The sequence below is a fragment of the Streptomyces millisiae genome (genome assembly GCF_031845425.1).
Lineage (GTDB): Bacteria > Actinomycetota > Actinomycetes > Streptomycetales > Streptomycetaceae > Streptomyces > Streptomyces millisiae.
Genome location: NZ_JAVREM010000043.1, coordinates 17,244 through 41,453, shown reverse-complemented (window position 1 = coordinate 41,453; position 24,210 = coordinate 17,244). Strand labels below are relative to the sequence as shown.

The window sequence follows — 24,210 nt, the reverse complement described above, 5'->3', positions numbered from 1 at the left end:
GGCCATGGACGACATGAGTGAGTGGCTTCCCCTCGCGGCCCAGCCCCTGAACGAGTACACGGTCACGCCCGGTGTGCTGGGCTTCATCGTGTTCGCGGTGCTCGGTGTCGCGGTCTGGATCCTGCTGAAGTCCATGAGCAGGCACCTGGGCCGGATCTCCGTCAAGGAGTCCGACCGGGGCGAGGCCGAGGGCGCCGGCGAGCCGGCCGGGGCCGCCACCGGCTCCTCCCCGGCCCGCTCCTAGGCCCTGGCCGCCGGCCTCAGGCCGCGTCGAGGACGCCGAAGACGTCCCGCGCGGCGCGCCTCGGCACCATGCCGAGGCGCCAGGCGGCCCAGCCGTCCTCCGGGCCGAGGCCGCGCGTGAGCATCAGCGCGAAGCTGTGCGCGGCGTCGGTCAGCCGGGGGTCGCGCCACGGGTGCTCGGCGCGCAGCAGCTCGGCCAGCTCCTCCTGCGCCACCGCCGCGCCGACCTCCGAGCCGCCGGGCGAGGCCAGCGGCAGCAGGGTGCAGCGCAGGAACGCCGCCCAGTCGGCGCCCCGCCGGTCGGCCCGGCCCTCGCCGTAGCCGTCGGTGAAGAGCCGCAGCGCCTCGTCGGTCAGCTCCAGGGCCTGGCCGAGGCGCTCGTTCCCCGCGTCGACCACCGCGAGCTCGACGCATGTCCACGCCTCCCCGTAGACCACCCCGGCGCGCTGGAAGTCGCGCCGGGCGTCGTTGAGCAGCTGGCGCGCGAAGCCGCTGTTGCGCAGCGATCCGGTGGACTCGGCCCGCATGTCCCTGGTGACCCGCGCCGAGTGGTGGCGGGCGCAGGCCAGGCCGTAGACGTCCCGCATGCGGGAGAACTTGGCGCGGGCCTGCTCCAGGGTGCGCACGGAGCCGGCCAGGTCGCCGCTCTCCTCCAGCGCCTGGCCCAGGTTGTACAGGGTCCACGCCTCGCCGCGCGCGTCCTCCGTGTCGCGGTGCCTGGCGAGGGCGGCGCGCAGCTGCTCCTCGGCGGCCGTGGGGTCCCCGTCGTAGACGCGGGCCAGGCCGAGCTCGGTCTGCGCCCAGGCGACGCCGCGCACGTCCCGGGAGCGCTCGTAGAGGTCGAGGGAGAGCCGGATCTCGCGCTCGCCGCCGGGGATGTCGCCCCCGCACAGCAGCGTCTGGCCGAGCTGGAAGCGGGTCCAGGCCTCGCCGTGCACGCTGCCGCTGCGCTGGTGCAGGCGGAGCGCCTCGGCCAGCATGGTCCTGGCCGAGCCGACGCGGCCGCACTCGCGCTCCACGGCGGCCAGCGCGTGCAGCGTCCAGGCCCGGTCGCCGTCGAGCCCCGCGTCGGTCTGGAGCTCCAGGGCCTCCCGCAGCTTCTCGCCGGCCCCCCGCAGCTGGCCCTGGTGCTGGAGGGTGATGCCCAGGTCGCGCAGGGCGCGGGCGGTGCCGGCCTCGTGGTGGGCCTGCTGGTAGAGGGTGACCACGTCGGAGAGGGTGGAGCGCGCCTTGTCGAGGTCGCCGAGCTGGCGGGCCGCGACGCCGGTGCGCCACTGGACGGAGCGGGTGAGCAGGCCCTGGTTGACGGCCTGGGTCAGCTCGTTGAGCTCGCCGAGGCGGTAGAGGTCGCCGCGCAGCAGGCAGTAGTCGCAGAGGGCGCCGAGCAGGTGCTGGACGGCGTCCCGGTCGACGCGCTCGTCGGCGTGCCGGAGGGTGGCGGTGATGAAGCTGGTCTCGTCGTCGAGCCAGCGCAGGGCGGCGTCGAGCGAGGTGAAGCCGTGGCCGCCGGCGGCGGCGGGCAGCAGGTCGGCGCGCGTGGACGTCTTGCCGTCGACGAGGCGGATCACGGTGTCGGCGAGGTCGGCGTAGCTGCGGATCAGCCGCTCCTGGGCGGCCGAGCGGTCCTCGTCGGTCTCCTCCTCGTGCAGCCGGGCGCGGGCGAAGCGGCGCACCAGGTCGTGCAGCCGGTAGCGGTTGCCGCGGACGTGCCGTAGCAGTCCCGCGGCGGTCAGCTCCTCAAGGCGGCGGGCGCCCTCCTGCTCGCGGACGTCGAGGAGCGCGGCGGCGGCGCGGGCGCCCAGGCTGGCGCGGCCGACGAGCGCGAGCCGGCGCAGCAGCCGGCGCGCGGTCTCGTCCTGGTCGGCGTAGCGCAGCCGCAGGGCGCGCTCGGCCGCGTCCCCCGGCTGGCTGGTGAGGTCGTCGGCGAGCCGGGCCGGGGAGCGCTCGCCGAGCGCGGCGCCGACCATCCGCAGCAGCAGCGGGCGGCCCTCGCACAGCTCCACCACCCGGCGCCAGCCGACGTCGTCGTAGGGCTCGCCGGCGGCGATGGCGCCGCCGTCGGCGACGGCGGCGCGCAGCAGTTCCTCGGCCGCGGCCTGGTCGAGCGGGCCGAGCTCCAGGTGGTGGACGGAGGCGGGGAAGTCGGGCTCGACGCGCAGCGGCTCGGTGGCGGTGACCAGCACCAGCGAGTCGGAGCGCTCCGGGATCAGGGCGCGCACCTGCTCGGGGTCCGTGGCGTCGTCCAGGATGAGCACCACGGGCAGGTCGGCCAGGTGCTGCTGATAGCGCTCCATCAGGCGGCGCGGGTGGGCCGCGTCCGCGCCGCCGGCGGCGCCGTCGCGGAAGAGCAGCTGCTCGCGCGGGGCGCCGAGCCGGTTCAGCAGGTGGAGCAGGGCGTCCCTGGTGGTGAGCGGGTTCTCGCTCTGGCCGCGCAGGTCGACCAGGCAGGCGCCGCGGAACAGCTCGCGGGTCTCCTGCGCGACCCAGCGGGCCAGCATGGTGCGGCCGGAGCCCGAGGGGCCGTGCAGCACGACGACGGTGGGCCGGGTGTCGGTGCGGGCCCGGTCGCGGTTGACCCACTGGGTGATCTGGGTGAGCTGGCTGCGGCGGCCGATGAACGGGTTGCCGGGCTCCGGCAGGCGGTCGAAGGAGCGGGCGAGCACGGCTCTGGTGCGGGCGGCGCCGCCGCGGTCGCGGGGGCGCTGCTGGCTGACTCGGCGCGGCTCCCGCTGCTCGGGGCTCAGCGGCTCGCGGCGCGGGGCCACGGCGCGCTGCTGCTCCAGGTACGGGCGGAGGCCGCGCACCTCGACCGCGTTGCGCCAGGCGAGCCGCAGCTGCTCGACGCCGCCCGGCTGGTTGCGGCTGCCCGCGTGCCGCTCGGCCGACAGCAGGTGAGCGAGGACGGCCTGCGCGAAGAAGCCGGCCAGCGCGGCGACGCCGACGATGGCGGCGTCGGCGAAGGCGGTGGCGGCCGAGTCGTCGATGCTGCCGATCAGCAGCAGCGCGGCGAGCGCCGCGCCGGCGGCCGCGGCCGCCGGGCCCCCCACGGCGCGCCGGCCGAACCGGTCGGCCAGCCGGCTCGGCGCGTGCTCGGTCTCCGCGCGGAGATACGCCGCGTACTCCTCCTCGGCGGGCCGCAGTATCTCGTCCAGCGCGGCGCGGGCCCGCTGGAGCAGCTGCGGGCCGTCGATCCGGCCCTCGGAGCGCCGCACCTCCTCCTGCACGGCGCGCTCGATCAGCCCGTCGATCTCCGCCCGGTGCCGCTCGGTGAGCGCGCCCGCGACATGTGTCGTCATGCTCTTCCCCCTCCCGGTCTCCTCCTGTGGACATGAGGGACCGACTGCTCGCCTGCCCAACTCGCTTCCTACCACGCCATCTTGACGTCGAGAGTTCTCGTGAGGGCGAATCGTGACAGAACGGAGGCCGGGAGGGGAAGAGCCGGCGGAGCCGCTGTTCTCAGCCGGCGGCCCGCTTGTACTTGCGGACCGCGAGGGTGCGGAAGACGGCGATGACGACCACCGAGGAGATCAGCGAGGCCAGCACCGGGTGCTGCATCGGCCAGGCGTCGGGCGCCTGGTATCCGGCCGGCAGGTTCCCGAAGAGCTCGCGGGCCGCCAGCACGATGGCGCTGAACGGGTTCCACTCGGCCACGGGTTGCAGCCAGCCCGGCATGTTCTCCGAGGGCACGAAGGCGATGGATATGAAGGTCAGCGGGAACAGCCAGACCAGGCCGCCCGAGGTGGCGGCCTCGGGCGAGCGGACCGAGAGGCCGATCAGCGCGCCGATCCAGGTGAAGGCGTAGCCGAAGAGCAGCAGCAGGCCGAAGCCGGCGAGCGCGCTGAGCACGCCGTCGTGGATCCGCCAGCCGACCAGGAAGGCGACGACGGCCAGCACCAGCAGCACCACGGCCGTCTGCACGACGTCCGCGAAGGTGCGCCCGGTGAGCACGGCGCCGCGGGCCATGGGCAGCGAGCGGAAGCGGTCGATGATGCCCTTCTGCATGTCCTCCGCGATGCCGGCGCTGGAGCCCGCCACGGCGAAGGTGACGGTCTGCGCGAAGATGCCGCCCATCAGGAACTCGCGGTAGGCGGAGGCGTCGGTGCCGGCGCCCGGGATGTTGATCGAGCCGCCGAAGACGTAGGCGAACAGCACCACGAACATGACCGGCTGGATGATGCCGAAGACGACGACCTCGGGGATCCGCAGCATGCGCAGCAGGTTCCGCCGGGCGACGACCAGGGAGTCCCGCAGGCCCTGGGCGAACGAGATCCGGTCCCCGGCGCGCGGCACGGGCACCGGCACGGACTTCTGGACGGTGGTGCTCATCGGCGGTCCCCCTTCTTCTTCGTCGCGCCCGCGTTCTGGTCGTCCTGGCCGCCGGCCTCGCCGTCGGCGGCGTTGCCCGCCTGCTCGGCCGCGTGGCCGGTGAGCGAGATGAACACGTCGTCCAGGGTGGGGCGGCGCAGCCCGATGTCGTCGATCTCGATGCCGCGGCCGTCGAGCTCGCGGATGACCTCGGCGAGCAGCTTGGCGCCGCCGGAGGCCGGCACGCTCAGCTTGCGGGTGTGCTCGACCAGCGAGGGCTCGCCGTCCCCGAGGCGGCGCAGCACCTCCTCGGCCGCCGCTATGTGCTCGCGGTCGTGGACGACGACCTCGACCACGTCCCCGCCGGTCTGGTCCTTGAGCTGGTCGGAGGTGCCGCGGGCGATGACCCGGCCGTGGTCGACCACGGCGATGGTGTCGGCCAGGTGGTCGGCCTCCTCCAGGTACTGGGTGGTGAGCAGCAGCGTGGTGCCGCCGGCGACCAGCTCCTGGATCACCTCCCACAGCGCCTGCCGGTTGCGCGGGTCGAGGCCGGTGGTCGGCTCGTCCATGAACATCACGGGCGGGCTGACGACCAGGGCGGCCGCCAGGTCGAGGCGGCGGCGCATGCCGCCCGAGTACGTCTTGGTGGTGCGGTCGGCGGCGTCGGCCAGGTTGAACCGCTCCAGCAGCTCGTCGGCCCGGCGCTTGGCGTCCTTCGCGGACAGCTGGTAGAGCTGGCCGACCATCCGCAGGTTCTCCCGGCCGGTCAGGTACTCGTCCACCGCGGCGAACTGGCCGGAGAGGCCGATGGAGCGGCGCACCTCGTTGGGGTGGGCCAGGACGTCGATCCCGGCCACCTCGGCGCGCCCGGAGTCGGGTCGGATCAGGGTCGTGAGGACCCGCACGGTGGTGGTCTTGCCCGCGCCGTTCGGCCCGAGGAGGCCGAGGACGGTGCCCTCGGGCACGTCGATGTCGACGCCGTCCAGTGCCCTGACATCGCCGAAGGTCTTCACCAGACCCTCGGCGTAGATGGCACCTGGCATGGTGTTTCTCCCGTTTTCGGATCGGCAGGTTCAGGGTGGCCCGCGGAGCGCGGGGACGCCAGTCTAGGGCACTCGCGATACATCGCGATACCCGTTTCCGTATTCGAACACCTGTCGTGTCGCGATCCGCCGACCCGCCGGTCCCCCGCCCCGGCCCGGGAGTTCGGCCCCCTTCAGTCCATGACGCCGTAGCCGGCCGCCCGCAGCGCCTCCGTGACCTCCTCGCAGTGCCGCGGCCCCCGCGTCTCCAACTGCAGCTCCACCTCCGCCTCGCCCACCCCGAGCCGGGGATCCGTGCGGACGTGGTTGACCGCGATCACGTTGGCGTCGGTCACCGAGAGCTCCCCGAGCAGCGCCGCCAGCGCGCCGGGCCGGTCCGACACCCGCAGCCGCAGCGACAGGTAGCGCCCGGCCGCCGCCATGCCGTGCCGCAAGGTGCGCTGGAGCACCAGCGGGTCCACGTTGCCGCCCGACAGCACCGCCACCACCGGGCCGCCGGCGAACGCCTCGGGATCGGCGAGCAGCGCCGCGACCGGGCTGGCCCCGGCCGGCTCCACCACCAGCTTGGCCCGCTCCAGGCAGAGCAGCAGCGCCCCGGAGAGCGAGTCCTCCGAGACGGTGCGGACCTCGTCCACCAGGTCGGCGATGATCCGGAACGGCACGTCCCCGGGACGCCCCACCTTCATGCCGTCCGCCATGGTGGCCACCTCGGGCAGCGCCACCGGGCGCCCGGCGGCCAGCGAGGGCGGATAGGCGGCCGAGCCCGCCGCCTGCACCCCGACGATCCGCACGTCGGGCCGCAGCGACTTCACCGCCAGCGCCACCCCGGCCGCGAGCCCGCCGCCGCCGATGCCGAGGACGATCGTCCGCACCTCGGGGCACTGCTCCAGGATCTCCAGGCCCACCGTGCCCTGGCCGGCCACCACGTCCTCGTGGTCGAAGGGGTGGATCAGCACGGCGCCGGTGCGCTCCGCGTACTCGCTGGCCGCCGCCAGCGTCTCGTCCACCACCGTCCCGTGCTGCCGCACCTCGGCGCCGTACTCGCGGGTCGCGGCGATCTTCGGCAGCGGGGCGCCGACCGGCATGAACACGGTCGAGCGCACCCCCAGCAGCGAGGCCGCGAGCGCCACGCCCTGCGCGTGGTTGCCGGCGCTCGCGGCGACCACGCCACGGGCCCGCTCGGCCTCGCCGAGGCCGGCGATCCTGGTGTAGGCGCCGCGGATCTTGAAGGAGCCGGTGCGCTGCAGGTTCTCGCACTTGAGGTGCACGGGCGCGCCGACCAGCCGGCTCAGATACCGGCTGCCCTCCATCGCCGTGACCCGGGCGATCCCGGCGAGCGTCTTCTGGGCGGCCAGCACGTCGTCCAGCCGGGGCCGGTGGTTCTCAGCCATGCCGCCAGTCTGGCAGGGCGGCGCCCCCGAGGGCCCCTCGGGCCCGAGGGGACGTGGTGCGTCGGGGTGGCGCGGGGCGGATCCGGCATCGCGCGCCCCGGTGTCAGTGCGGCGGCGTACGCTGATGCCCAGTCAGCGAGCCACCCCCCGCGGCCGCCGCGCCCCGACGACAGACCCGGACATGACTCCTGAACCCACCGCACCCGCCGCCCCGTCCCACGCCGCTGCCCCGGCCGACCCGCCGGCCGTGGCCGACGTCCCCCTGCTCGACGCGTTCCAGCACGAGGTGGCGGTGTTCGCGCGGCGGGCCGAGCAGACGCGGCTCGCCGGCCTCGGCCCCACCCGCGGCACCATGGACCGGGCCGCGTACCTGCTGCTGAGCCGGCTCGACCAGGAGGGCCCCACCGGGGTCAAGGCGCTGGCCGCCGGCATGGGGATCGACTCCTCGACGGTCACCAGGCAGGTCGCCCCGCTGGTCGACTCGGGGCTGGTGAAGCGCACCGCCGACCCGGACGACGGGCGGGCCGTGGTGCTGCGCATCTCGGCGCGCGGCAGCGACCGCCTGGAGGAGGTGCGGGAGTCGCGGCGCCGGCTGATGACGCTGCTCACGGCCGACTGGACGGAGGAGGAGCGCGCCACGTTCTGCGCGCTCCTCACCCGCTTCAACTCCTCGATCGCCCGCCTCCAGTCGGGCTGAGGCGGGGCGCCCCAGCGGTCGTCCCGGGGGCTCGGCTCAGGCCAGCGCCTGCGCCAGGTCGGCCAGCAGGTCGTCCACGGCCTCGATGCCCACCGAGAGCCGCACCAGGTCGGCCGGCACCTCCAGCGCCGAGCCGGCGGCGGAGGCGTGCGTCATCCGGCCCGGGTGCTCGATCAGCGACTCGACGCCGCCGAGCGACTCGCCGAGCGTGAAGAGCCGCGCCCGGTCGCACACGGCGACGGCCGCCTCCTCGCCGCCCGCCACCCGGAAGGACACCATGCCGCCGAAGTCACGCATCTGCTTGGCGGCCGTCTCGTGGCCCGGGTGCGTGGCGAGCCCCGGGTAGAAGACCTCGACGACCCTCGGGTGCGCGACCAGCGCCTCGACGACGCGCGCCGCGTTGGCGCTGTGCCGGTCCATCCGCACGGCCAGCGTCTTGATGCCGCGCATCACCAGCCAGGAGTCGAAGGGGCCGGCGATGGCGCCCATCGCGTTCTGGTGGAAGGCGAGCTCGTCCGCGAGGCCGGCGTCCGAGGTGACCAGGGCGCCGCCCACCACGTCCGAGTGGCCACCGAGGTACTTGGTGGTCGAGTGCACCACCACGTCGGCGCCGAGCGCCAGCGGCTGCTGCAGGTAGGGGCTGGCGAAGGTGTTGTCCACCACCAGGCGGGCGCCGGCCGAGCGCGCCAGGTCGGCGACCACCGCGATGTCGGTGACGCCGAGCAGCGGGTTGGACGGCGTCTCCACCCACACCAGGCGGGTGGTGGGCCGCAGCGCCGCCCGCACCGCGTCCGGGTTCGAGGTGTCGGCGACCGACCACTCCACGCCCCAGCGCTCCACCACCCTGGCGATCAGCCGGAAGGTGCCGCCGTAGGCGTCGTTCGGGATCACCAGGTGGTCGCCGGGGCGCAGCACGGTGCGCAGCAGGCAGTCCTCGGCGGCGAGCCCCGAGGCGAACGCCAGGCCGCGCCGGCCGCCCTCGAGCGCCGCCAGGTTCTCCTCCAGGGCGGTGCGGGTCGGGTTGGCCGAGCGGCTGTACTCGTAGCCGCCGCGCAGGCCGCCGACGCCGTCCTGCTTGAAGGTGGACACCTGGTGGATGGGGGGCACCACCGCTCCGGTGACCGCGTCCGGTTCCTGCCCGGCGTGGATGGCCAGCGTCTCGAAACGTGACGGGCTGTGCTGCTCGTTCATGAGTACACGGTAGTGGGCCTTACGGTTGACATATCGCGCAGGCCGCAGCGCCGGCGCAGCCGACATGCACCCGTCATAGGGTGGACATCCGAAGGAACGAGGGGGAGCCGCGCCGCCATGGAAGCCCTTCTGCTGCTCATCGCGCTGACGACCATCTTCGGGGTGGTCGTGGTGCCCGCCATCCGCAGGCGACGGGAGCGCCAGGAGTTCGAGCGGGCCGCCGCCACCGCCGAGGCGCAGACCACCCGCCCGGTCTTCGGCGTCCAGCTGGGCAAGGACGGCGACGGCGTCGGCGCCCCGACCGCGACCGGGCTGGTCCCCGTCGACCAGCTCGACGTGCGGCTGCCCGGGCCCGACCCGCGCCTGGTCGCCGCCCTCGAAGAGGTGCAGCGCACCCAGAACTGGCGTCCGGCGGGTCAGCTGCTGGCCCTCACCGACGACCGCGAGCTGCGCTGGCAGCGGGTGCAGTCGCTGGCCGGCGCGGCCGCGATGGAGCTGGCCCGCTCGCGCGCCGCGGGCGACACCTCGGGCGCCGCCTGGCTGCGGAGCTGGCGCGCCGACGAGCCGAACGACGCGGGCGGCTCCCAGGTGTACGCGCAGTTCCTGGTCTGGCAGGCGATGGCCGACCCGTCCTCGGCCGACCACCGGATCATCCTGGAGGAGGCCCGCACGGTCTGCGCCGAGGCCGCCAAGCTGGCCCCCGAGGACCCGACCCCGCACATCACCGAGCTGTTCATCGCCCGCGGCCTCAGCTACCGGCCGGCGGACTTCGAGGCGCTGTGGTCGAACGTCACCCAGCGCGACCCGGCGCACATGGGCGCCCACCTGGCGGCCCTCCCCTACTGGTCGGAGAAGTGGCACGGCTCGCGCGAGCAGGCCGACGCCTTCGCCACGGCCGCGGCCGCCTCGGCCCCCGAGGGCAGCCTGCTGGCCGCGCTGCCGCTCTTCGCCGTCTACGACCACCTGCCCGACGTGCAGCTCTCCCCCAGCCTCTACACGGGCGCGGTGGTCTCCGACGCCGTCGAGGCCGCGCAGTTCGCGGTGAACACGGCGCGCCCCGGTCACCCCGTGGAGCCGCACGTGCGCCATCTGCTGCTGTGTTTCCTGGTGCGCGCCGAGAGGTACCCGGAGGCGGCGGAACAGGTGCGGGCCATCGACGGTTATGTGGGAGCGATTCCGTGGGTGGACGGCGAGAACCCGGCCCGTGAGTACGCCACCTACCGTGCCCTGGCCATCGCCGGCGAGTAGCGCCGACCAGGACCACCACCGACGTCGGACGACCACAGGAGAGAGATCGACCATGCTGTACACCTTCAAGTCCCGGCTCCCCAGCCAGGACGAGGCCCTGCCCGGCCGCGCCGAGCGGCCCTTCGAGGTGCCGGCCCGCCACACCGTCCTGGGCAACCCGCTCCTCGGCCCCTACCCCGAGGGCCTGGAGGTCGCCGACTTCGCCCTCGGCTGCTTCTGGGGCGCCGAGCGCCGCTTCTGGCAGACGCCGGGCGTGTGGACCACCCTGGTCGGCTACCAGGGCGGCATCACGCCGCACCCGACCTACGAGGAGGTGTGCAGCGGCATGACGGGCCACACCGAGACGGTCCGCGTCGTCTTCGACCCCTCGGTGGTCTCCTACCGCGACCTGCTGAAGGTGTTCTGGGAGTCCCACGACCCCACGCAGGGCTTCCGCCAGGGCAACGACGTGGGCACCCAGTACCGCTCGGCGATCCACACCCACTCGCCGGAGCAGGCCGCGGCGGCGGAGGAGTCGAAGTCCGCCTACCAGCGGGTGCTCGCCTCCTCGGGCTACGGCGCGATCACCACGGAGATCCTGCCGGCCGACACCCGCGCCTTCTACCCGGCCGAGGACTACCACCAGCAGTACCTCGACAAGAACCCCGCCGGCTACTGCGGCCTCGGCGGCACGGGTCTCAGCTGCCCGGTCGGCGTGGCGAAGGCCTGACCCACCCGCCCCCCTGGCCGGGTCAGAGCTGGTTCTCGCCGCCGTCGACGTACAGGTTGGCCCCGAGGATGAAGCCGCTCTGCTCGGAGGCGAGGAAGGCCACCACGTTGGCGACGTCGTCGGGGTGCCCGATCCGGCCCAGGGGGACCTGCGCGGCGAACCGCTCCTTGGTGACGGACGTGTCTCCCGCGACCACGGCGTCGAGCCCGGGGGTGTCGATGGTGCCGGGGGAGACCGCGTTGACCCGGATGCCGCGGTCCTTGAGCTCGTTGGCCCAGGTCCGGGCGAAGGACCTGATCGCCGCCTTGGAGGCGGCGTACGTGCCGAAGGCCGCGACGCCGTCGTCGGCGCGCACGGAGGCGTTGAGGATCACCGAGGCGCCGTCGTTGAGCAGCGGCAGCGCCTTCCGCACCGTGAACAGCGTGCCCCGGACGTTGACGCCGAAGGTCTCGTCGAAGTGCTCCTCGGTGACCTGCTCCAGCGTCGCGAACGACGCGGTGGCGGCGTTGGCGAACAGCACGTCGAGGCCCCGGCCCCGGGCGTGGACCGTGTCGTAGAGCAGGTCGAGGTCGGCCAGGTCGGAGATGTCGCCCACCACGGCCGTGGCCCGCTCCCGGCCGATGGTCTCGACGGCCGCGTCCAGCACGGTCCTGCGTCGGCCGGTGATGAACACGTGCGCGCCCTCGGCCGCCAGCCGGACGGCGGTGGCCAGGCCGATGCCGGTGCCGCCGCCGGTGACGACGGCGGTCTTGCCTTCGAGTTGTCCCATGGGTGATGCCCTCCACAGACTTCGGTACCGATCGGTACTGATCAACGCCGAACGAGACCGTATCACCTTCCGCACCGATCAGTACAGAAGAGGTAGGATCGACCGCATGGAGACGCGGCAGAAAGCACCGATCGGCCGCCCGAGGGGATTCGACGCCGAGGAGGCCCTCGAACGCGCCATGCGGGTCTTCTGGGAACAGGGCTACGAGGGCGCCAGCCTCACCGACCTGACCAGGGCCATGGGCATCACCCGCACCAGCATGTACGCGGCCTTCGGCAACAAGGAGGAGCTGTTCCGCAAGGCGCTGGAGCGCTACACCGAGGGCCCCGCCTCGTACGGCGCCCGGGCCCTGCGGGAGCCGACCGCCCGCCAGGTGGCCACCGCGTTCCTCAACGGCTCCGTCCGGGCCTCCACCCGCCCCGGCTGCCCCAGCGGATGCCTCGGCGTCCAGGGCTCACTCGCCGCCGGCGACCCCGGACGCGCCGCCCGCGACGAGCTCGCCGCCTGGCGCAACGCGCACACCGCCCACCTCCGTGACCGGTTCCGGCGGGCCGCCGACGAGGGGGACCTGCCGCCCGGCAGCGATCCCGACCTCCTCGCCCGCTACCTCATGACCGTGGCGAACGGCATCGCCGTCCAGGCGGCCAGCGGCGCCAGCCGCGACGACCTCCAGCGGGTGGCCGACATGGCCCTGCGGAGCTGGCCGCCCTCCTGACCACCGGTCGGCGCGGTGGAGGACCGTCAGCCCCGCGAGAGCGCCGGGAGGATCGCGGTGAGTTGGGCCAGCGGGTCGTCGCCGACGGGGCGGAGGACGACGGTGTGGGCGCCGGCCTCCCAGAGGGAGGCGATGCGGGTGGCGGCCGTGCTGAGGTCGCCGGCGGCCAGGAAGACGTCCTCCGGGGGGATGCCGAGCCAGCCGGAGTACTCGGCGATCACCGGGGCCTTCACCGCCGGGTCGTCGCCCAGGTACAGGTGGGTGAAGGTGATGAGCTCGTGGCCGGGGCGCGGGGCCTCGGCCGTGGCGCGGCCGCGTTCGATGTGGGCGAGGGCGGCGGCGAGGCGGGCGGGGCCCTGGCCCTCGGCGATGATCGTGCCGTCCGCGACCCGGCCGGAGAGCTCCAGCGAGCGGGGCCGGACGACGCCGGTGACCAGGGGCGGGGGCTCGGCCGGCGGGTGGACGAGGGTGACGCCGTCGATCCGGACGGTGCGGCCGGCGACGTCGGTCGTGGCGCCGGAGAGGAGGGAGCGGACCGCGACGATCGTCTCCTCCAGCAGGGCCAGCTTGGTCGGGGAGGCCGCGCCCACCTGGGCCATCCACTCGGGGGAGCCGTGGCCGACGCCGGCGACCAGGCGGCCGGGGAAGAGCCGGGCCACGGTGGCCAACTCCATCGCCAGCAGGGCCGGGTTGCGGAAGGGGGCCGGCACGATGCCGATGCCGACCCGCAGCCGCTCGGTGGCGGACAGCGCGAGCGTGGCCGACGAGATGCCGCCGGCCCAGCCCAGGTCCTCCACCACCCACAGGTCGTCGACGCCCAACCGCTCGGCGGCGCGGGCGAATTCGGCGAGGCCCTCCGGCGGGAGGGAACGGTCGTACATCACGCCGAGGCGGCGGGTTCCAGGAGCGTCTTCGGTCACGGTGCCACTCTAAGCGCGGGCGCCTCAGAGTTGGTGGGCTCCGGGGTGGCCGGGTTCGACCACGAAGGAGGCCGCCGTCTCGACCGAGGAGCCGGGGGTGGTGACGTAGGGCACCACCCGGTAGTCCGCGCGGAGTTCGGTCGGGGTCAGGCCGATCACCGTGTAGCCGCGCTGCGAGTTGTGCCACTTGAAGTGCGGATTCACGCCCGGGGTCATCCAGTTGAAGCCGAAGGTGTCCATCGGGGTGCCGTCGCCGCCGGAGCTGACCGAGGTGCCGGCGAACTCGGTGGCGACCACCGGGGAACTCTCGTCGTCGAAGTCCAGCTTGAGGTCGGCGACCACGCTGCGGTGGATGTCCCCGGTGAGGACGACGCAGTTGGTGACGCCCCGGTCGTGCAGGCCGGTGAGGAGCCGGTCGCGGGCGGCCGTGTAGCCGTCCCACATGTCCAGGCCCACGGTGTGGGTGGCCGGGTCGGTGTCGTGGTCGGCCTGGGCGATCAGGGTCTGGTTGGCGAGCACGTTCCACGCCGTGCCGGCGCGCCGGGTGCCGTCCAGCAGCCAGCCCTCCTGGGCCGCGCCCAGCATGGTGCGTGACGGGTCGGAGCGCTCGGCCTCGCAGCCGAACTGGGTGCCGTCGCCGCACACCTGGTCGTCCCGGTAGGAGCGGGTGTCGAGGACGTGCAGCTGGAGAAGGTCGGCGAAGCGCAGCCGCCGGTAGAGGCGGGAGTCGGCGCCGTCGGGCTTCTGCGGCAGGCGCAGCGGCAGGTGTTCGTAGTAGGCCTGGAAGGCGCCGGCCTTGCGGGCGCGGAAGGCGGTGACGTCGTCGTCGGGGAAGCCGTCGGAGTCGATCTGGGCGACGTCGCCCGCCCAGTTGTTCTCGACCTCGTGGTCGTCCCAGGTCAGCACCCAGGGGAACGCCTGGTGGGCGGCCTGGAGGTCGGGGTCGAGGCGGTAGAGCGCGTGCCGGTTGCGGTACTCGGCGAGGGTGCGGGTCTCGCGCTGGTAGGAGGCGTCGAGGCTGAGGCCGCGCACCCCGCCGGTGGCGCCGACGCCGTACTCGTAGATGTAGTCGCCCAGGTGGACGACGAGGTCCAGGTCCTCGGTGGCCAGGTGGCGGTAGGCGGTGTAGAAGCCCTCGTACCAGCACTGGCAGGAGGCGAAGGCGAGCCGCAGCTCGCTGGCCGCGGTCGGGGCGGTGCGGGTGCGGCCGACCGGACTGACGGCGTCCCCCGGCGCGACCCGGAAGCGGTAGAAGTAGTCGCGGCCCGGAGTGAGTCCGGCCACCTCGACGTGGACCGAGTGCCCGAGCTCGGGCACGGCGGGCGCGACGCCGGAGCGGACCACGCCGCCGAACGCCTCGTCCTCGGCGACCTGCCACTCGACGTCGACCGTCACCGCCGGCATCCCGCCGCGCCCGTCGACGGCCAGCGGGTCGGGGGCCAGCCTGGTCCACAGCACGACCCCGTCCGGTCGCGGGTCGCCCGAGGCGACGCCGAGTTGGAAGGGGTCGGCGGCGAACCTGGGCACGGCCCAGGCGGCGCCCGCGCTCAGTCCGGCGGCGTGCAGGCCGAGGGTGGCCACCCCGGCGCCCGCGGCGCGGCCCAGCAGTCCGCGTCGTGTCAGTCCCATGGAGAACCTGCCCGTCTTGTCAGCTGACCAGCGACGGGCACGTTTCTTGCAAAATGCCGGATTTCGATGGAGGCGCGCCCGGTGCCCCGCAGATTTGGGGAAACGTTGAGGAAGACGGTTCGGTGCCGCCTCAGCCGAGGCCACCGGACGAGGCGTCCCGCACCAGCAGCGCGACCTGCACCCGGTTGGCGCAGTCCAGCTTGCCCAGCGCGCGGCTGACATAGGTCTTGATGGACAGCTCGCTCATCCGCAGCCGCCCGGCGATCTCCGCGTTGGACAGGCCCTCGGCCACCAGCCGCACCACGTCCGCCTCGCGGGCGGTGAGCCGGGCGAGCAGTTCCGCCGCCTCCCGTCGGCGGCGCGCCGCCTGCGGGGTGACGCGGCCCAGCAGGAGGCGGGTCACCGGGGGCGACAGGTAGGCGTCGCCGCCGTGGGCGGCGCGCACGGCGGCGACCAGCTCCTGGGGCGTGCAGTTCTTCAGCAGGAAGCCGGCGGCGCCCGCCTGGAGGGCGCGCAGCACGTTGGGCTCCGCGCCGAACGCCGTGAGCATCACGGCGCGCACGCCGGGCGCGCGGCGCTGGAGTTCTTCGAGCGCGCCGAGGCCGTCGAGCGCCGGCATGCTGATGTCGAGCAGCGCCACGTCCACCCGGTGGCGCAGGGCGGCGTCGACGGCGGCGCGGCCGTCGCCGGCCTCGGCCACCACCCGGATGCCGGGCGCCGCCTGGAGCACGGTGCGCAGCCCGGCCACGATCAGCGGCTCGTCGTCGGCCAGCAGGACGCGGACCGACGCGCGCTCGGCGTCGTCCGTCATCTCAGCGCACCCCGACCAGCATCCCGGCGGCCGGCACCGCCAGCAGCACCACGGCGGTCACGGTGCCGAGCGCCAGGCCGCGGGCGACGCCGCCGGCGCCGGGGTCCGGCGTCTCGGCCGCCTCGGCCGCCTCGGCCGGGACCATCGCGACCAGCCGGAAGCCGTCCTCGCCGTGCCGGTGGTCGAGGAAGCCGCCGGCCGCGCCGACCCGCTCGGCCAGGCCGGCGAGGCCGTGGCCACCGGACGGCGCCGGGGGCGCGGCGGGGGCGGCCAGCGGATTGACGACGGTGAGCAGCAGCGCGTCGGACTCCCAGTCGAGCGCCACGGTGACCGGCCGGCCCGGCGCGTGCCGGGCCGCGTTGGTCAGCCCCTCCTCGACCACCCGGTGGGCCGCTCCCCAGCCCGCCGCACCGAGCGGCAGCTCGGCGCCGCGCTCCCGCAGCGTCACCGGCACGCCGGCGGCGCGGCAGCCGGCGACCAGGCTGCGGATCCCCGCGAGGCCGTGCTCCGGCGGCCGCGGCCCGGCGTCGGTGCCGCGCAGCGCGCCGACCAGGTCGTGCAGTTCGGTCAGCGCGCCGCGCGCCGCCTCGGCGAGCTGCCGGGTGGTCGCGCGCTGGGCCGGCGGCAGCTCGGCCACCTCCAGGGCCGCCGCCTGCACGGAGACCAGCGAGAGCCGGTGGCCCAGCGAGTCGTGCATGTCCCGGGCGATGCGCAACCGCTCCCGCAGCCGCTCCCGTTCGGCCAGGAACTCCCGCTCCCGCAACAGCCGCCGGTTCCGCTCGTCGAGGGCGCGCAGCAGCCTGTGGTGCTGGGCGAGATAGCGACCGAGCAGCAACGGCAGGGCCACGAAGATCAGTTGACCGGAGACCAGCCGCGACAGGGCGTCCGTCCTGACGGGGACGGCCAGGAGCTGGACGGCGAGACCGCCGAGCACCGCGCCGGCGACGACGGCCGCGTCGGCCCGGCCACGCAGCGCGCGCCCCGCCAGGTAGGAGGACCACAGCAGCAGCGCCTGGCCCGCGCCGGTGAGCGAGGCGGCGCACTGCGCCGCGGCGAACCCGGCCAGCGGGCGGCGCCGGCACAGCGCCGCCACCGTGAGGGCGGCGACCGCGTAGCCGGCGAGCGGCCAGGGCGAGGACCCGCGGTCGCGCAGCACGGCCGCCAGGAGCGCGGTGTCCGCCAGCGACACGGCGGCGAGGGCGATCAGGCGGCGGACCATGCGGGCCAGCGTAAGGGCGGGCGCCGGCCCGAAGGTGTCCACTTTGGAGGACAGTTCGGCGCCGGCGCCGTCCCTAGCGTGGGCCGGGTGATCGACGTACACGAGCTGAGCAGGTCCTTCGGGGACACGGTGGCCGTTGACCGGCTCACCTGCACGGTGCGGCCCGGCCTGGTGACCGGGTTCCTCGGCCCCAACGGCGCCGGCAAGTCCACCACGCTGCGCATGATCCTCGGCCTGGAGCGCCCGACCGCGGGCCAGGCGCTGATCGCCGGCGTCCCGTACCGGGAGCTCGACCGGCCGCTGCGCCGCGTCGGGGCGTTGCTGTCGGCCGGCGACGTGCACCGGGGGCGGCGCGCGGTCGACCATCTGCGCTGGCTGGCGCGCGCCGGCGGCATACCGCAGGCCCGGGTCGGGCGGGTGCTGGAGCTGACCGGCCTCACCCCGGTGGCCCGGCGGCGGGCCGGCGGCTTCTCGCTCGGCATGGGTCAACGGCTCGGCATCGCGGCCGCGTTGCTCGGCGACCCGGAGGTGCTGGTGCTCGACGAGCCGGTCAACGGGCTCGATCCGGAGGGCGTGGTGTGGTTGCGGACGCTGCTGCGGGAGCTGGCGGCCGAGGGGCGGACGGTGCTGCTGGCCAGCCACCTGATGAGCGAGATGGCGCTGACGGCCGACCGGCTGCTCGTGATCGGTCGGGGGCGGCTGCTGGCCGACGCCTCGGTACCGGAGTTCCTGGCGGCCAACGGCGGCACCCGGGTGGCCGTCCGCACCCCGGACCCCGAACCGCTGCGGCGCGCGGTGGAACGGGAGGGGGCGGGGGTCGAGGGCCCGGACGGGACGGGTGCGCTGCTGGTGTCCGGCATGCCGGCGGCGCGGGTGGGCGAGGTGGCCGCCGCCGGCGGGATCACGCTCCACGAGGTCGGGGAGCGGGCGGTCTCGCTTGAGGAGGCCTACTTCCGGCTCACCGGCGAGGCGGACGCCGTCGCGTACCGGGGCGGTGCGCGATGAGGCGGCTGGTCGCGGCCGAGTGGCTGAAGCTGTGGACGGTGCGGGCCACGGGCTGGACGCTGGGCGGAACGGTGGCGGTCGCGACCGGCTTCGGCGCGCTGATCGGCACCAGCTTCCGCGACCACGCCAGGTCCGACGCGGCCCCGCACTTCGCGGGCTCCTACGGGCTGATGCTGGCGCAGCTCTGCCTCGTGGTCTTCGCGGTGCGGGCGATGGGTGACGAGTACACCTCGGGCACGATCCGGGCCTCGCTGCTCGCCGCGCCGCGCCGCGGTGGCTTCTACGCGGCCAAGGTGGTGGCCACGGCGCTGGCGGTCGCGGTGGTCGCCGCGCTCTCGGTGGCCGGCTCCTTCCTCGCGGCGCAGGCGACGATGGGCGACGCCGGGGTGGCGCCCTGGTCGCCGGGGGCGCCGCGCGCGCTGCTCGGCGGCTGGCTGTACCTGATGCTGATGGCGCTGCTCGCGCTGGGCGTGACGAGCGTGGTGCGCCGGTCGGCGGCGGCGCTCGGGGTGCTGTTGCCGCTGCTGCTGCTCGGCTCGCAGGGCCTGGCGAACATCCCGCGGGTCGGCACCGTGCTGCAGTTCCTGCCCGACCAGGCGGCCGGCCTGCTGCTCGGGATGGCCGGGCCACCCGACGACCCGACCTTCGCCCGGGCCTACGGCCCATGGACCGGAATGGCGATCACGGCCTGCTGGTCCGCTGCCGCACTGGCCGCCGGCTGCTGGACACTACACCGCCGCGACGCGTGACGGCCTGCGCCTTCTGCCTGCGGCCGGCCAGGCCACGACCACGCGGCGCGCGACCGGCGCGCAGCGTCCCGCCTCCGGCGGAGCGCCCGGCCTGCGGCCGGCCCGGCGACGGCTCCGCGCCGCACGGCGCCTTCAGCCTGCGCCCGGCCAGGCGCCCCACCGGGCCCCGCGCCAGCGAGTGCGGTGGACACCGCACAGCGGAGCGTTCTCGCCTGCGGCCAGCCAGGCGACGGTCCGCGCGGCGAGCCGGGGCCTGGCTCCACACACGGCGGACGCCGTGCGGCCCGGCGCCAGCCGGACGGCCGTGCGGGCCGGCCCCGCGCAGCGGGCCGCGCCGAGGGCGCGGCCCGCATCGTGCCCGGACGGCCGGCGGGAGCCGGACCGGCGGCCGTAGGCGCCAGCGGCACGCGGCCCCGGCGCTGGGGCCGGCTCGCGCCAGCGAGACGCGGGCCCGCCCCACCCGCCCGCGTTGGCGTCGCGCGCCAGCGCGGCTTCGCGCCAGCGCGGCTTCGCGCCGGCGCGGACCGGCGGCCGGCGCCAGCAGGCGCGCGGCGACGGCCGCGAGCGGCCCCGCGCCGCAGGTCCGCGGCGTCCGCGGCGGGGGTCGCGCCCCGGCGGTCGGCCGGTTCGGTCAGCCGGCGGACCGGTGGGAGCCTCGGGCGCGTTTGGCCAGCTTGGCCAGCGGGCCGGGGCGTTTGGCGCGGGCCGTGACGCGGTCGGCCAGTCGGTCCAGGTCCTCCGTCAGCCGGGCCCTGGTCTCCTCGATCTCCCTCGCTATGCGCTCGGGTGAGTCCGACGAGTGGGATGACGAGCCCATTCCGCGTCCTCCTTCAACGTGTCGACGGTGCGGCGCGGCGTCATCGAGCCGCGTCGCAGGTCAGCCCTGCCCTTCAGGAACAGCAGGGCGCCGAGCAGCAGCCAGGCGCCGGCGACGATGAGCGCGGCCCAGGTGCTCCACAGCACCGCCGTCAGCGCGAACATGGCGCCCAGCGAGCCGAAGACCGCCACCATGACGCCCGCGAACGCGGCGCCGCCGAACATGCCGCCGGCCCGGCCGGCGCGGCTGGCCTCCTGCCGCATCTCGGCCCTGGCCAGCTCCATCTCCTGGCGGACCAGGGTCCGCGCGTCCGTGGCCAGGTCGGCCACCAGTTCGCCGAACGTGGCGTCGTGGTCCTCGGTCCGGTCCCGCGCCCGCTGCCGCGTCCTCCGCGAGGTCAACGACATGGCACCTCCATCTCCTCGGAGTCGGGAAGCCGGAGCCGAGTGCCCCGTCGCCGCCGCCCTAAACGCGGTGGTCACGGAAGCGGGGTGGCCTCCTTGGCGTGGCGCCGGGCGTAGGCGCGGTAGTGGTCGGCGTTGGCGCGGATCCGCGCGATGTCGTCCTCGGTGAGCTGGCGGCGCACCTTGCCGGGGACGCCGGCGACGAGGGAGCCGGGCGGGACCTCGGTGCCTTCGAGCAGCACGGCGCCGGCGGCGATCAGGGAGCCGCGGCCGACGCGGACGCCGTTGAGGAGGACGGAGCCCATGCCGACCAGCACGTCGTCCTCGACGACGGCGCCGTGCACCACGGCCCGGTGGCCGACGGAGACGCCGGCGCCGAGGATCGCGGGGAAGCCGGGGTCGGCGTGGACGACGGTGCCGTCCTGGAGGTTGCTGCCGGGGCCGATCTCGATGCGCTCGGTGTCGGCACGGACCACCGTGCCGTACCAGACGCTGGACTCCTCGGCGAGGTGGACGTCCCCGACGACGGTCGCGCCCGGCGCCACCCAGGCGCCGGGGGCGAGGACCGGGGTGCGGCCTTCGAGGGCGATCAGCCGCGGTCCCCGCGGGTCCGGGGGATACGTCATGGGGGCACTCCTCGGGTCGACGGGCCGGTGGCCGGCCCAGTCTCCCCGGGGAGTGCCCGCCGGGAAAAGGGAGCGGTGGGTGGCGGCGCCTACAGCGCGCTGCCCGCCTGCCACTCGGTCCAGTCCATGTTCCAGCCGTTGAGCCCGTTGTCCGGGGCCATCTCCTCGTCGGGGGAGTTCACGACGACGATCACGTCGCCGAGCATCGACTCGTCGAAGAACCAGGCGGCGTCGGTGGTGTCGTCGTCGGCGCCCTGCTCGTCGTTGAGGCCGATGCAGCCGTGGCTGGTGTTGGTGGAGCCGAAGACGCCGTCGGACGCCCAGTAGTTGCCGTGCACGAAGGTGCCGGAGGTGGACAGGCGCATGGCGTGCGGCACGTCGGGGATGTCGTACTCGCCCTCGCCGTCGTCGTCCGTGAAGCCGACGGTCGCCCCGTTCATCCGGGTCTCCTCGTGCTTCTCGGAGATCACCATCTGGCCGTTGTAGGTCGGGGTCTCCTCGCTGCCGGCGGATATCGGCAGGGTGCGCAGCACCTCGCCGTCCCGCACGACCTGCATCTGCTTGCTCTCGACGTCGACCGTGCTGATCTGGGAGCGGCCGACGGTGAAGCTGAAGGTGCGGTCCTGGACGCCGGTGACGCCGTCGGCGCCCTCGACGCCGTCCCAGTCGAGGTTGACGGTGACCTCGGTGTTGGCCTCCCAGTAGTCCTCGGGGCGGAAGTCGAGCCGGGTCTCGTTGAACCAGTGGCCGACGACCTCCTGGCCGCTGCTCGCGGTGATCTCGACGGCGGCCTCGACCTCGGCCCGGTTGGTGATCGGCTTGTCGAAGTTGAGCGAGACCGGCATCCCGACGCCCACCGTGGAGCCGTCCTCCGGGGTGAAGTAGCCGATGAAGCTGTTCTCCGGGGAGACCGTGGTGAAGGTGCGGGTCTCGTGCGCCGCGCGGCCCTCCCTGTCGCTGGCCTGAACGTCGATCTGGTACTGGGTGGCCCGCTCCAGCTGCGCGTCCGGCAGCCAGGTGGTCTGGTCGGCGGATATGGTGCCGGTGATCTCGGTGCCGGACTCGGTGGCCGTCATGGTCACCGAGTCGAGCGTGCCGTCCTCGACCGAGACCTGGACGTCGTCGTTGATGCCGACGTTGTCCGCGGCGTCGTCCGGGGTGATGGATATCACCGCGGCCGACGTGTTCGCGTCCTCCGCGGCCCGGTCCGCGTCCTCCTGACCCGAGCCGCCGCTCGCCGCCGATTCCTCAGGCGAGTCATCGCCGCCGCCGCTGCACGCCGAGAGTGTCAGTACTCCGGTGAGCAGCGCAGCCGCCACCCCCAGGCTCTTGCGCCGCATGCCGTCCCTCATCAGTAGCTTCTCCGTCCGCTGCCGCGGTCCCCAGAGAGGACACATGGGATGTGACGTGCCATGGCGGCAGCGCGTTCCACTGTAAGTGAATCTGTGCCGTGAACCACACGGTCGAGTGACGGTCTTTCGGGGGACGTCCGGGTCAGGGCGCGGCGGGACCTTAGTCCTCGTCGTCCTCCCCGTACTCGTCCTCGCCGTCCCACGGCTCGTCCGGGTCGTAGTCGGCCAACTCGCTGCTCCAGGACGCCTGGGAGAGCACGACGCCCGGCACCTCGGCGACCAGGTCGAGCGGGTCGACGAGGTAGGCGACGGCCTCCGCCTCGTCCCGCGAGACGGCCTGGGCCGCCAGGTCGCGCTCCTCGCGCGGCATCAGCTCGTCGCCCTCGATCCGGGCCCAGGCGGCCCTGATCAGCTCGTCCCGTTCGCTGATCTCCAGCACCAGCTCCACGCGGACCCGGACGTGGCGGGGCTCGTCGGTCATGTCATCAGTCATGTCCCGGAGGGTAAGGGGCCACGGCGCGACCTCTTCCCCACGACCCGCACCAGTGCGTAACATCGCTCACCACGCCGCCTGACCCCGCAGCCCACACCAGCACCACCACCGGAGGGCGCCATGAACGGCAACGCAAGCAGCAACCGCCGCCCCTTCGTCTACGCCCTGGTCGCCACCTGTGCGCTGGGCCTCGGCTGGTTGCTCCCCTCGGCCTACGGGGAGGACGAGGAGGCCGGCGGCGCGGTGATCCCACCGGTCGAGCAGCAGCTCGACCAGGGCCAGCCGGACCAGTAGCCGGTCCCGCTCACGCCAGCGGCCCGGTCACGGACTCGGCCGCCGCCACCAGCCCCCCGCTCCGCACGAACTCCTCGGCCGCCGCCAGGTCGGGCGCCAGGAAGCGGTCCTCGCCCGCGCCCGCCACCCCGGCCGCCCGCGCCGCCGCGAGCACCGCGCGCCCGGCCGGCCCCGGCAGCAGGCCGCGCTCGGCCAGCGGGGCGCGGAGTTCCAGCGCCCGGGTCGCGGCGCACAGCTCGACGGCGACGACCCGGGTGAGCCCGTCGAGCGCGGTGCGCAGCTTGCGCGCCGCCGACCAGCCCATCGAGACGTGGTCCTCCTGCATCGCCGAGGACGGGATGGAGTCGACCGAGGCCGGGGCCGCCAGCCGCTTCAACTCGCTGACCAGCGCGGCCTGCGTGTACTGGGCGATCATCAGGCCCGAGTCGACCCCGGGGTCCGCGGCCAGGAAGGGCGGCAGGCCGTGCGAGCGGTTGCGGTCGAGCAGCCGGTCGGTGCGCCGCTCGGCGATGGAGGCCAGGTCGGCGACGGCGATGGCCAGGAAGTCGAGCACGTAGCCGAGGGGCGCGCCGTGGAAGTTGCCGTTGGACTCGACGCGGTCGCCGATCACCACCGGGTTGTCGACGGCCGCGGCCAGCTCCCGTTCCGCGACGGCCATGGCGTGCGCCAGGGTGTCCCGGCCGGCGCCGGCCACCTGGGGGGCGCAGCGCACCGAGTAGGCGTCCTGCACCCGGGGGGCCTCGTCCTGGTGGTGCCCGGTGAGCCCGGAGCCGGCGAGCACCCGCAGCATGTTGTCGGCGCTGGCGGCCTGCCCCGGGTGTGGGCGCACGGCCTGGAGTTCCGGGGCCAGCACCCGGTCGGTGCCGAGCAGCGCCTCCAGGGTGAGCGCGGCGGTGACGTCGGCGGCGGTGAGGATCCTGGCCAGGTCCGCGCCGGCGAGCAGCAGCATGCCCAGCATCCCGTCGGTGCCGTTGAGCAGCGCCAGGCCCTCCTTCTCGCGCAGTTCGACGGGGGCGATGCCGTGCCGCGCCAGCAGCTCGCCGGCCGGCGCGAGCACGCCGTCGGGCCCCTCGGCCTCGCCCTCGCCGAGCAGCGTGAGCGCGCAGTGGGCGAGCGGGGCGAGGTCTCCCGAGCAGCCGAGCGAGCCGTGCTCGTGGACGACCGGGGTGATGCCGGCGTTGAGCACGGCGGCCATGGTCTCGGCCACCTCGGGGCGCACCCCGGTGTGCCCGGAGGCGACGGTCCTCAGCCGCAGGAACATCAGGGCGCGCACCACCTCGCGCTCCACCCGGGGGCCCATGCCGGCGGCGTGCGAGCGCACGATGTTGCGTTGCAGCCTGGCCCGCAGGTCGGCGTCGATGTGCCGCACGGCGAGCGCCCCGAAGCCGGTGGAGACGCCATAGACCGGCTCGGGGCGGGCGGCCAGGTCGTCCACGACCCGGCGGGCGGCGGCCATCGCGGCCCTGGCCGACTCGGTGAGCTCGACCCGGGCGCCGTGCCGCGCGACGGCGACGACGTCGGCCGGCGTGGTGCCGGAGGTGGAGAGCGGGACGGGCGCGGCCGCGTTGCGCATATTCATA

General features: G+C 74.9%; 24 protein-coding genes. 8 read left to right on the top strand and 16 right to left on the bottom strand.

All coding sequences use genetic code 11. From position 1 onward, the window contains the following. Positions 1-4: 4 nt before the first annotated feature. Positions 5-244 carry a hypothetical protein gene (locus RNC47_RS25080; RefSeq protein ID WP_311601838.1) on the top strand — a complete coding sequence of 80 codons (240 nt, stop codon included), beginning with the start codon at positions 5-7 and terminating at the stop codon, positions 242-244. A 16-nt stretch (positions 245-260) separates the two neighbouring features. On the opposite strand, the gene RNC47_RS25075 is transcribed toward RNC47_RS25080, so the two are convergent. The 4 genes from RNC47_RS25075 to ilvA all read right to left on the bottom strand — a co-directional run bounded on the left by RNC47_RS25075 (position 261) and on the right by ilvA (position 6,982). Next, the gene (locus tag RNC47_RS25075) at positions 261-3,539 is read right to left on the bottom strand and encodes a tetratricopeptide repeat protein (RefSeq protein WP_311601837.1); all 3,279 of its coding nucleotides are present in this window, start codon (positions 3,537-3,539) and stop codon (positions 261-263) included. A gap of 160 nt (positions 3,540-3,699) precedes the next feature. Then, complete coding sequence (locus tag RNC47_RS25070; RefSeq protein WP_311601836.1) at positions 3,700-4,569, bottom strand: ABC transporter permease; 870 nt, start codon at positions 4,567-4,569, stop codon at positions 3,700-3,702. After that, on the bottom strand, positions 4,566-5,591 hold the full coding sequence (locus RNC47_RS25065; RefSeq protein WP_311601835.1) for an ATP-binding cassette domain-containing protein: 1,026 nt from the start codon (positions 5,589-5,591) through the stop codon (positions 4,566-4,568). The genes RNC47_RS25070 and RNC47_RS25065 overlap by 4 nt, the downstream gene beginning before the upstream one ends. 173 nt (positions 5,592-5,764) lie before the next feature. Then, the gene (ilvA, locus tag RNC47_RS25060) at positions 5,765-6,982 is read right to left on the bottom strand and encodes a threonine ammonia-lyase (protein ID WP_311601834.1); all 1,218 of its coding nucleotides are present in this window, start codon (positions 6,980-6,982) and stop codon (positions 5,765-5,767) included. A 181-nt stretch (positions 6,983-7,163) separates the two neighbouring features. On the opposite strand from ilvA, the gene RNC47_RS25055 reads away from it, so the two are divergent. Continuing rightward, positions 7,164-7,679: a MarR family winged helix-turn-helix transcriptional regulator gene (locus tag RNC47_RS25055; RefSeq protein WP_311601833.1), complete on the top strand. Its 516-nt coding sequence runs from the start codon at positions 7,164-7,166 to the stop codon at positions 7,677-7,679. A gap of 36 nt (positions 7,680-7,715) precedes the next feature. Here the strand turns inward: RNC47_RS25055 and RNC47_RS25050 are convergent, their stop codons facing one another. After that, positions 7,716-8,870 carry a cystathionine gamma-synthase gene (locus RNC47_RS25050; RefSeq protein WP_311601832.1) on the bottom strand — a complete coding sequence of 385 codons (1,155 nt, stop codon included), beginning with the start codon at positions 8,868-8,870 and terminating at the stop codon, positions 7,716-7,718. A 117-nt stretch (positions 8,871-8,987) separates the two neighbouring features. Here RNC47_RS25050 and RNC47_RS25045 point away from each other — a divergent pair, with 117 nt between their 5' ends. After that, positions 8,988-10,118: a hypothetical protein gene (locus tag RNC47_RS25045; RefSeq protein ID WP_311601831.1), complete on the top strand. Its 1,131-nt coding sequence runs from the start codon at positions 8,988-8,990 to the stop codon at positions 10,116-10,118. Positions 10,119-10,170: 52 nt separating this feature from the next. Next, positions 10,171-10,827: a peptide-methionine (S)-S-oxide reductase MsrA gene (gene msrA / locus RNC47_RS25040; RefSeq protein WP_311601830.1), complete on the top strand. Its 657-nt coding sequence runs from the start codon at positions 10,171-10,173 to the stop codon at positions 10,825-10,827. A 22-nt stretch (positions 10,828-10,849) separates the two neighbouring features. On the opposite strand, the gene RNC47_RS25035 is transcribed toward msrA, so the two are convergent. Continuing rightward, entirely contained in the window at positions 10,850-11,596 is a 747-nt protein-coding gene (locus tag RNC47_RS25035) for an SDR family NAD(P)-dependent oxidoreductase (protein WP_311601829.1), read from the bottom strand. A 106-nt stretch (positions 11,597-11,702) separates the two neighbouring features. Here RNC47_RS25035 and RNC47_RS25030 point away from each other — a divergent pair, with 106 nt between their 5' ends. After that, positions 11,703-12,311 carry a TetR/AcrR family transcriptional regulator gene (locus RNC47_RS25030; protein WP_311601828.1) on the top strand — a complete coding sequence of 203 codons (609 nt, stop codon included), beginning with the start codon at positions 11,703-11,705 and terminating at the stop codon, positions 12,309-12,311. A 26-nt stretch (positions 12,312-12,337) separates the two neighbouring features. Here RNC47_RS25030 and RNC47_RS25025 read toward each other — a convergent pair whose 3' ends face one another. The 4 genes from RNC47_RS25025 to RNC47_RS25010 all read right to left on the bottom strand — a co-directional run bounded on the left by RNC47_RS25025 (position 12,338) and on the right by RNC47_RS25010 (position 16,890). Continuing rightward, positions 12,338-13,192: an LLM class flavin-dependent oxidoreductase gene (locus tag RNC47_RS25025; protein WP_311601855.1), complete on the bottom strand. Its 855-nt coding sequence runs from the start codon at positions 13,190-13,192 to the stop codon at positions 12,338-12,340. Positions 13,193-13,255: 63 nt separating this feature from the next. Next, on the bottom strand, positions 13,256-14,860 hold the full coding sequence (locus RNC47_RS25020; protein WP_311601827.1) for an alkaline phosphatase D family protein: 1,605 nt from the start codon (positions 14,858-14,860) through the stop codon (positions 13,256-13,258). Between the two features lie 130 nt (positions 14,861-14,990). Then, entirely contained in the window at positions 14,991-15,671 is a 681-nt protein-coding gene (locus RNC47_RS25015) for a response regulator transcription factor (protein ID WP_311601826.1), read from the bottom strand. Position 15,672: 1 nt separating this feature from the next. Next, positions 15,673-16,890: a sensor histidine kinase gene (locus RNC47_RS25010; RefSeq protein WP_311601825.1), complete on the bottom strand. Its 1,218-nt coding sequence runs from the start codon at positions 16,888-16,890 to the stop codon at positions 15,673-15,675. Between the two features lie 87 nt (positions 16,891-16,977). Between RNC47_RS25010 and RNC47_RS25005 the strand changes: the two genes are divergently transcribed. Together RNC47_RS25005 and RNC47_RS25000 are read left to right on the top strand one after the other, a co-directional pair. Beyond that, on the top strand, positions 16,978-17,895 hold the full coding sequence (locus tag RNC47_RS25005) for an ABC transporter ATP-binding protein (RefSeq protein WP_311601824.1): 918 nt from the start codon (positions 16,978-16,980) through the stop codon (positions 17,893-17,895). Beyond that, positions 17,892-18,644, top strand: a complete 753-nt coding sequence (locus tag RNC47_RS25000; protein ID WP_311601822.1) for an ABC transporter permease — start codon at positions 17,892-17,894, stop codon at positions 18,642-18,644. Before RNC47_RS25005 ends, RNC47_RS25000 begins: the two co-directional genes overlap by 4 nt. 631 nt (positions 18,645-19,275) lie before the next feature. Here RNC47_RS25000 and RNC47_RS24995 read toward each other — a convergent pair. From RNC47_RS24995 to RNC47_RS24975, 5 genes are all read right to left on the bottom strand, one after another. Continuing rightward, the gene (locus tag RNC47_RS24995; protein ID WP_311601821.1) at positions 19,276-19,461 is read right to left on the bottom strand and encodes a DUF3618 domain-containing protein; all 186 of its coding nucleotides are present in this window, start codon (positions 19,459-19,461) and stop codon (positions 19,276-19,278) included. Continuing rightward, positions 19,419-19,868 (bottom strand): phage holin family protein, encoded by a 450-nt coding sequence (locus tag RNC47_RS24990; protein ID WP_311601820.1) that lies wholly within the window; start codon positions 19,866-19,868, stop codon positions 19,419-19,421. Before RNC47_RS24990 ends, RNC47_RS24995 begins: the two co-directional genes overlap by 43 nt. Before the next feature lie 71 nt (positions 19,869-19,939). Next, the gene (locus tag RNC47_RS24985; RefSeq protein WP_311601819.1) at positions 19,940-20,491 is read right to left on the bottom strand and encodes a gamma carbonic anhydrase family protein; all 552 of its coding nucleotides are present in this window, start codon (positions 20,489-20,491) and stop codon (positions 19,940-19,942) included. An 89-nt stretch (positions 20,492-20,580) separates the two neighbouring features. After that, entirely contained in the window at positions 20,581-21,843 is a 1,263-nt protein-coding gene (locus RNC47_RS24980) for a L,D-transpeptidase (RefSeq protein ID WP_311601818.1), read from the bottom strand. Positions 21,844-22,003: 160 nt separating this feature from the next. After that, a complete protein-coding gene (locus RNC47_RS24975; RefSeq protein WP_311601817.1) occupies positions 22,004-22,336 on the bottom strand; it encodes a hypothetical protein in 333 nt (110 codons plus the stop codon). A gap of 120 nt (positions 22,337-22,456) precedes the next feature. Between RNC47_RS24975 and RNC47_RS24970 the strand changes: the two genes are divergently transcribed. Then, positions 22,457-22,630 carry a hypothetical protein gene (locus RNC47_RS24970; protein WP_311601815.1) on the top strand — a complete coding sequence of 58 codons (174 nt, stop codon included), beginning with the start codon at positions 22,457-22,459 and terminating at the stop codon, positions 22,628-22,630. Positions 22,631-22,640: 10 nt separating this feature from the next. Here the strand turns inward: RNC47_RS24970 and hutH are convergent, their stop codons facing one another. Beyond that, positions 22,641-24,203 (bottom strand): histidine ammonia-lyase, encoded by a 1,563-nt coding sequence (gene hutH / locus RNC47_RS24965; RefSeq protein ID WP_311601854.1) that lies wholly within the window; start codon positions 24,201-24,203, stop codon positions 22,641-22,643. Positions 24,204-24,210: the final 7 nt, after the last annotated feature.

Bases quoted from the DNA above. Each gene is read 5' to 3' on its own strand.
- RNC47_RS25035 (WP_311601829.1), bottom strand. From the start codon at position 11,596: ATGGGACAACTCGAAGGCAAGACCGCCGTCGTCACCGGCGGCGGCACC.
- RNC47_RS25045 (WP_311601831.1), top strand. From the start codon at position 8,988: ATGGAAGCCCTTCTGCTGCTCATCGCGCTGACGACCATCTTCGGGGTG.
- RNC47_RS25050 (WP_311601832.1), bottom strand. From the start codon at position 8,870: ATGAACGAGCAGCACAGCCCGTCACGTTTCGAGACGCTGGCCATCCAC.
- RNC47_RS24980 (WP_311601818.1), bottom strand. From the start codon at position 21,843: ATGAGGGACGGCATGCGGCGCAAGAGCCTGGGGGTGGCGGCTGCGCTG.
- RNC47_RS25070 (WP_311601836.1), bottom strand. From the start codon at position 4,569: ATGAGCACCACCGTCCAGAAGTCCGTGCCGGTGCCCGTGCCGCGCGCC.
- RNC47_RS25055 (WP_311601833.1), top strand. From the start codon at position 7,164: ATGACTCCTGAACCCACCGCACCCGCCGCCCCGTCCCACGCCGCTGCC.
- RNC47_RS24990 (WP_311601820.1), bottom strand. From the start codon at position 19,868: ATGTCGTTGACCTCGCGGAGGACGCGGCAGCGGGCGCGGGACCGGACC.
- RNC47_RS25020 (WP_311601827.1), bottom strand. From the start codon at position 14,860: ATGGGACTGACACGACGCGGACTGCTGGGCCGCGCCGCGGGCGCCGGG.
- RNC47_RS25025 (WP_311601855.1), bottom strand. From the start codon at position 13,192: ATGTACGACCGTTCCCTCCCGCCGGAGGGCCTCGCCGAATTCGCCCGC.
- RNC47_RS24995 (WP_311601821.1), bottom strand. From the start codon at position 19,461: ATGGGCTCGTCATCCCACTCGTCGGACTCACCCGAGCGCATAGCGAGG.
- RNC47_RS24975 (WP_311601817.1), bottom strand. From the start codon at position 22,336: ATGACTGATGACATGACCGACGAGCCCCGCCACGTCCGGGTCCGCGTG.
- RNC47_RS25015 (WP_311601826.1), bottom strand. From the start codon at position 15,671: ATGACGGACGACGCCGAGCGCGCGTCGGTCCGCGTCCTGCTGGCCGAC.
- RNC47_RS25080 (WP_311601838.1), top strand. From the start codon at position 5: ATGGACGACATGAGTGAGTGGCTTCCCCTCGCGGCCCAGCCCCTGAAC.
- RNC47_RS25030 (WP_311601828.1), top strand. From the start codon at position 11,703: ATGGAGACGCGGCAGAAAGCACCGATCGGCCGCCCGAGGGGATTCGAC.
- RNC47_RS25010 (WP_311601825.1), bottom strand. From the start codon at position 16,890: ATGGTCCGCCGCCTGATCGCCCTCGCCGCCGTGTCGCTGGCGGACACC.
- RNC47_RS25000 (WP_311601822.1), top strand. From the start codon at position 17,892: ATGAGGCGGCTGGTCGCGGCCGAGTGGCTGAAGCTGTGGACGGTGCGG.
- RNC47_RS24985 (WP_311601819.1), bottom strand. From the start codon at position 20,491: ATGACGTATCCCCCGGACCCGCGGGGACCGCGGCTGATCGCCCTCGAA.
- RNC47_RS24970 (WP_311601815.1), top strand. From the start codon at position 22,457: ATGAACGGCAACGCAAGCAGCAACCGCCGCCCCTTCGTCTACGCCCTG.
- RNC47_RS25065 (WP_311601835.1), bottom strand. From the start codon at position 5,591: ATGCCAGGTGCCATCTACGCCGAGGGTCTGGTGAAGACCTTCGGCGAT.
- ilvA (WP_311601834.1), bottom strand. From the start codon at position 6,982: ATGGCTGAGAACCACCGGCCCCGGCTGGACGACGTGCTGGCCGCCCAG.
- msrA (WP_311601830.1), top strand. From the start codon at position 10,171: ATGCTGTACACCTTCAAGTCCCGGCTCCCCAGCCAGGACGAGGCCCTG.
- RNC47_RS25075 (WP_311601837.1), bottom strand. From the start codon at position 3,539: ATGACGACACATGTCGCGGGCGCGCTCACCGAGCGGCACCGGGCGGAG.
- hutH (WP_311601854.1), bottom strand. From the start codon at position 24,203: ATGCGCAACGCGGCCGCGCCCGTCCCGCTCTCCACCTCCGGCACCACG.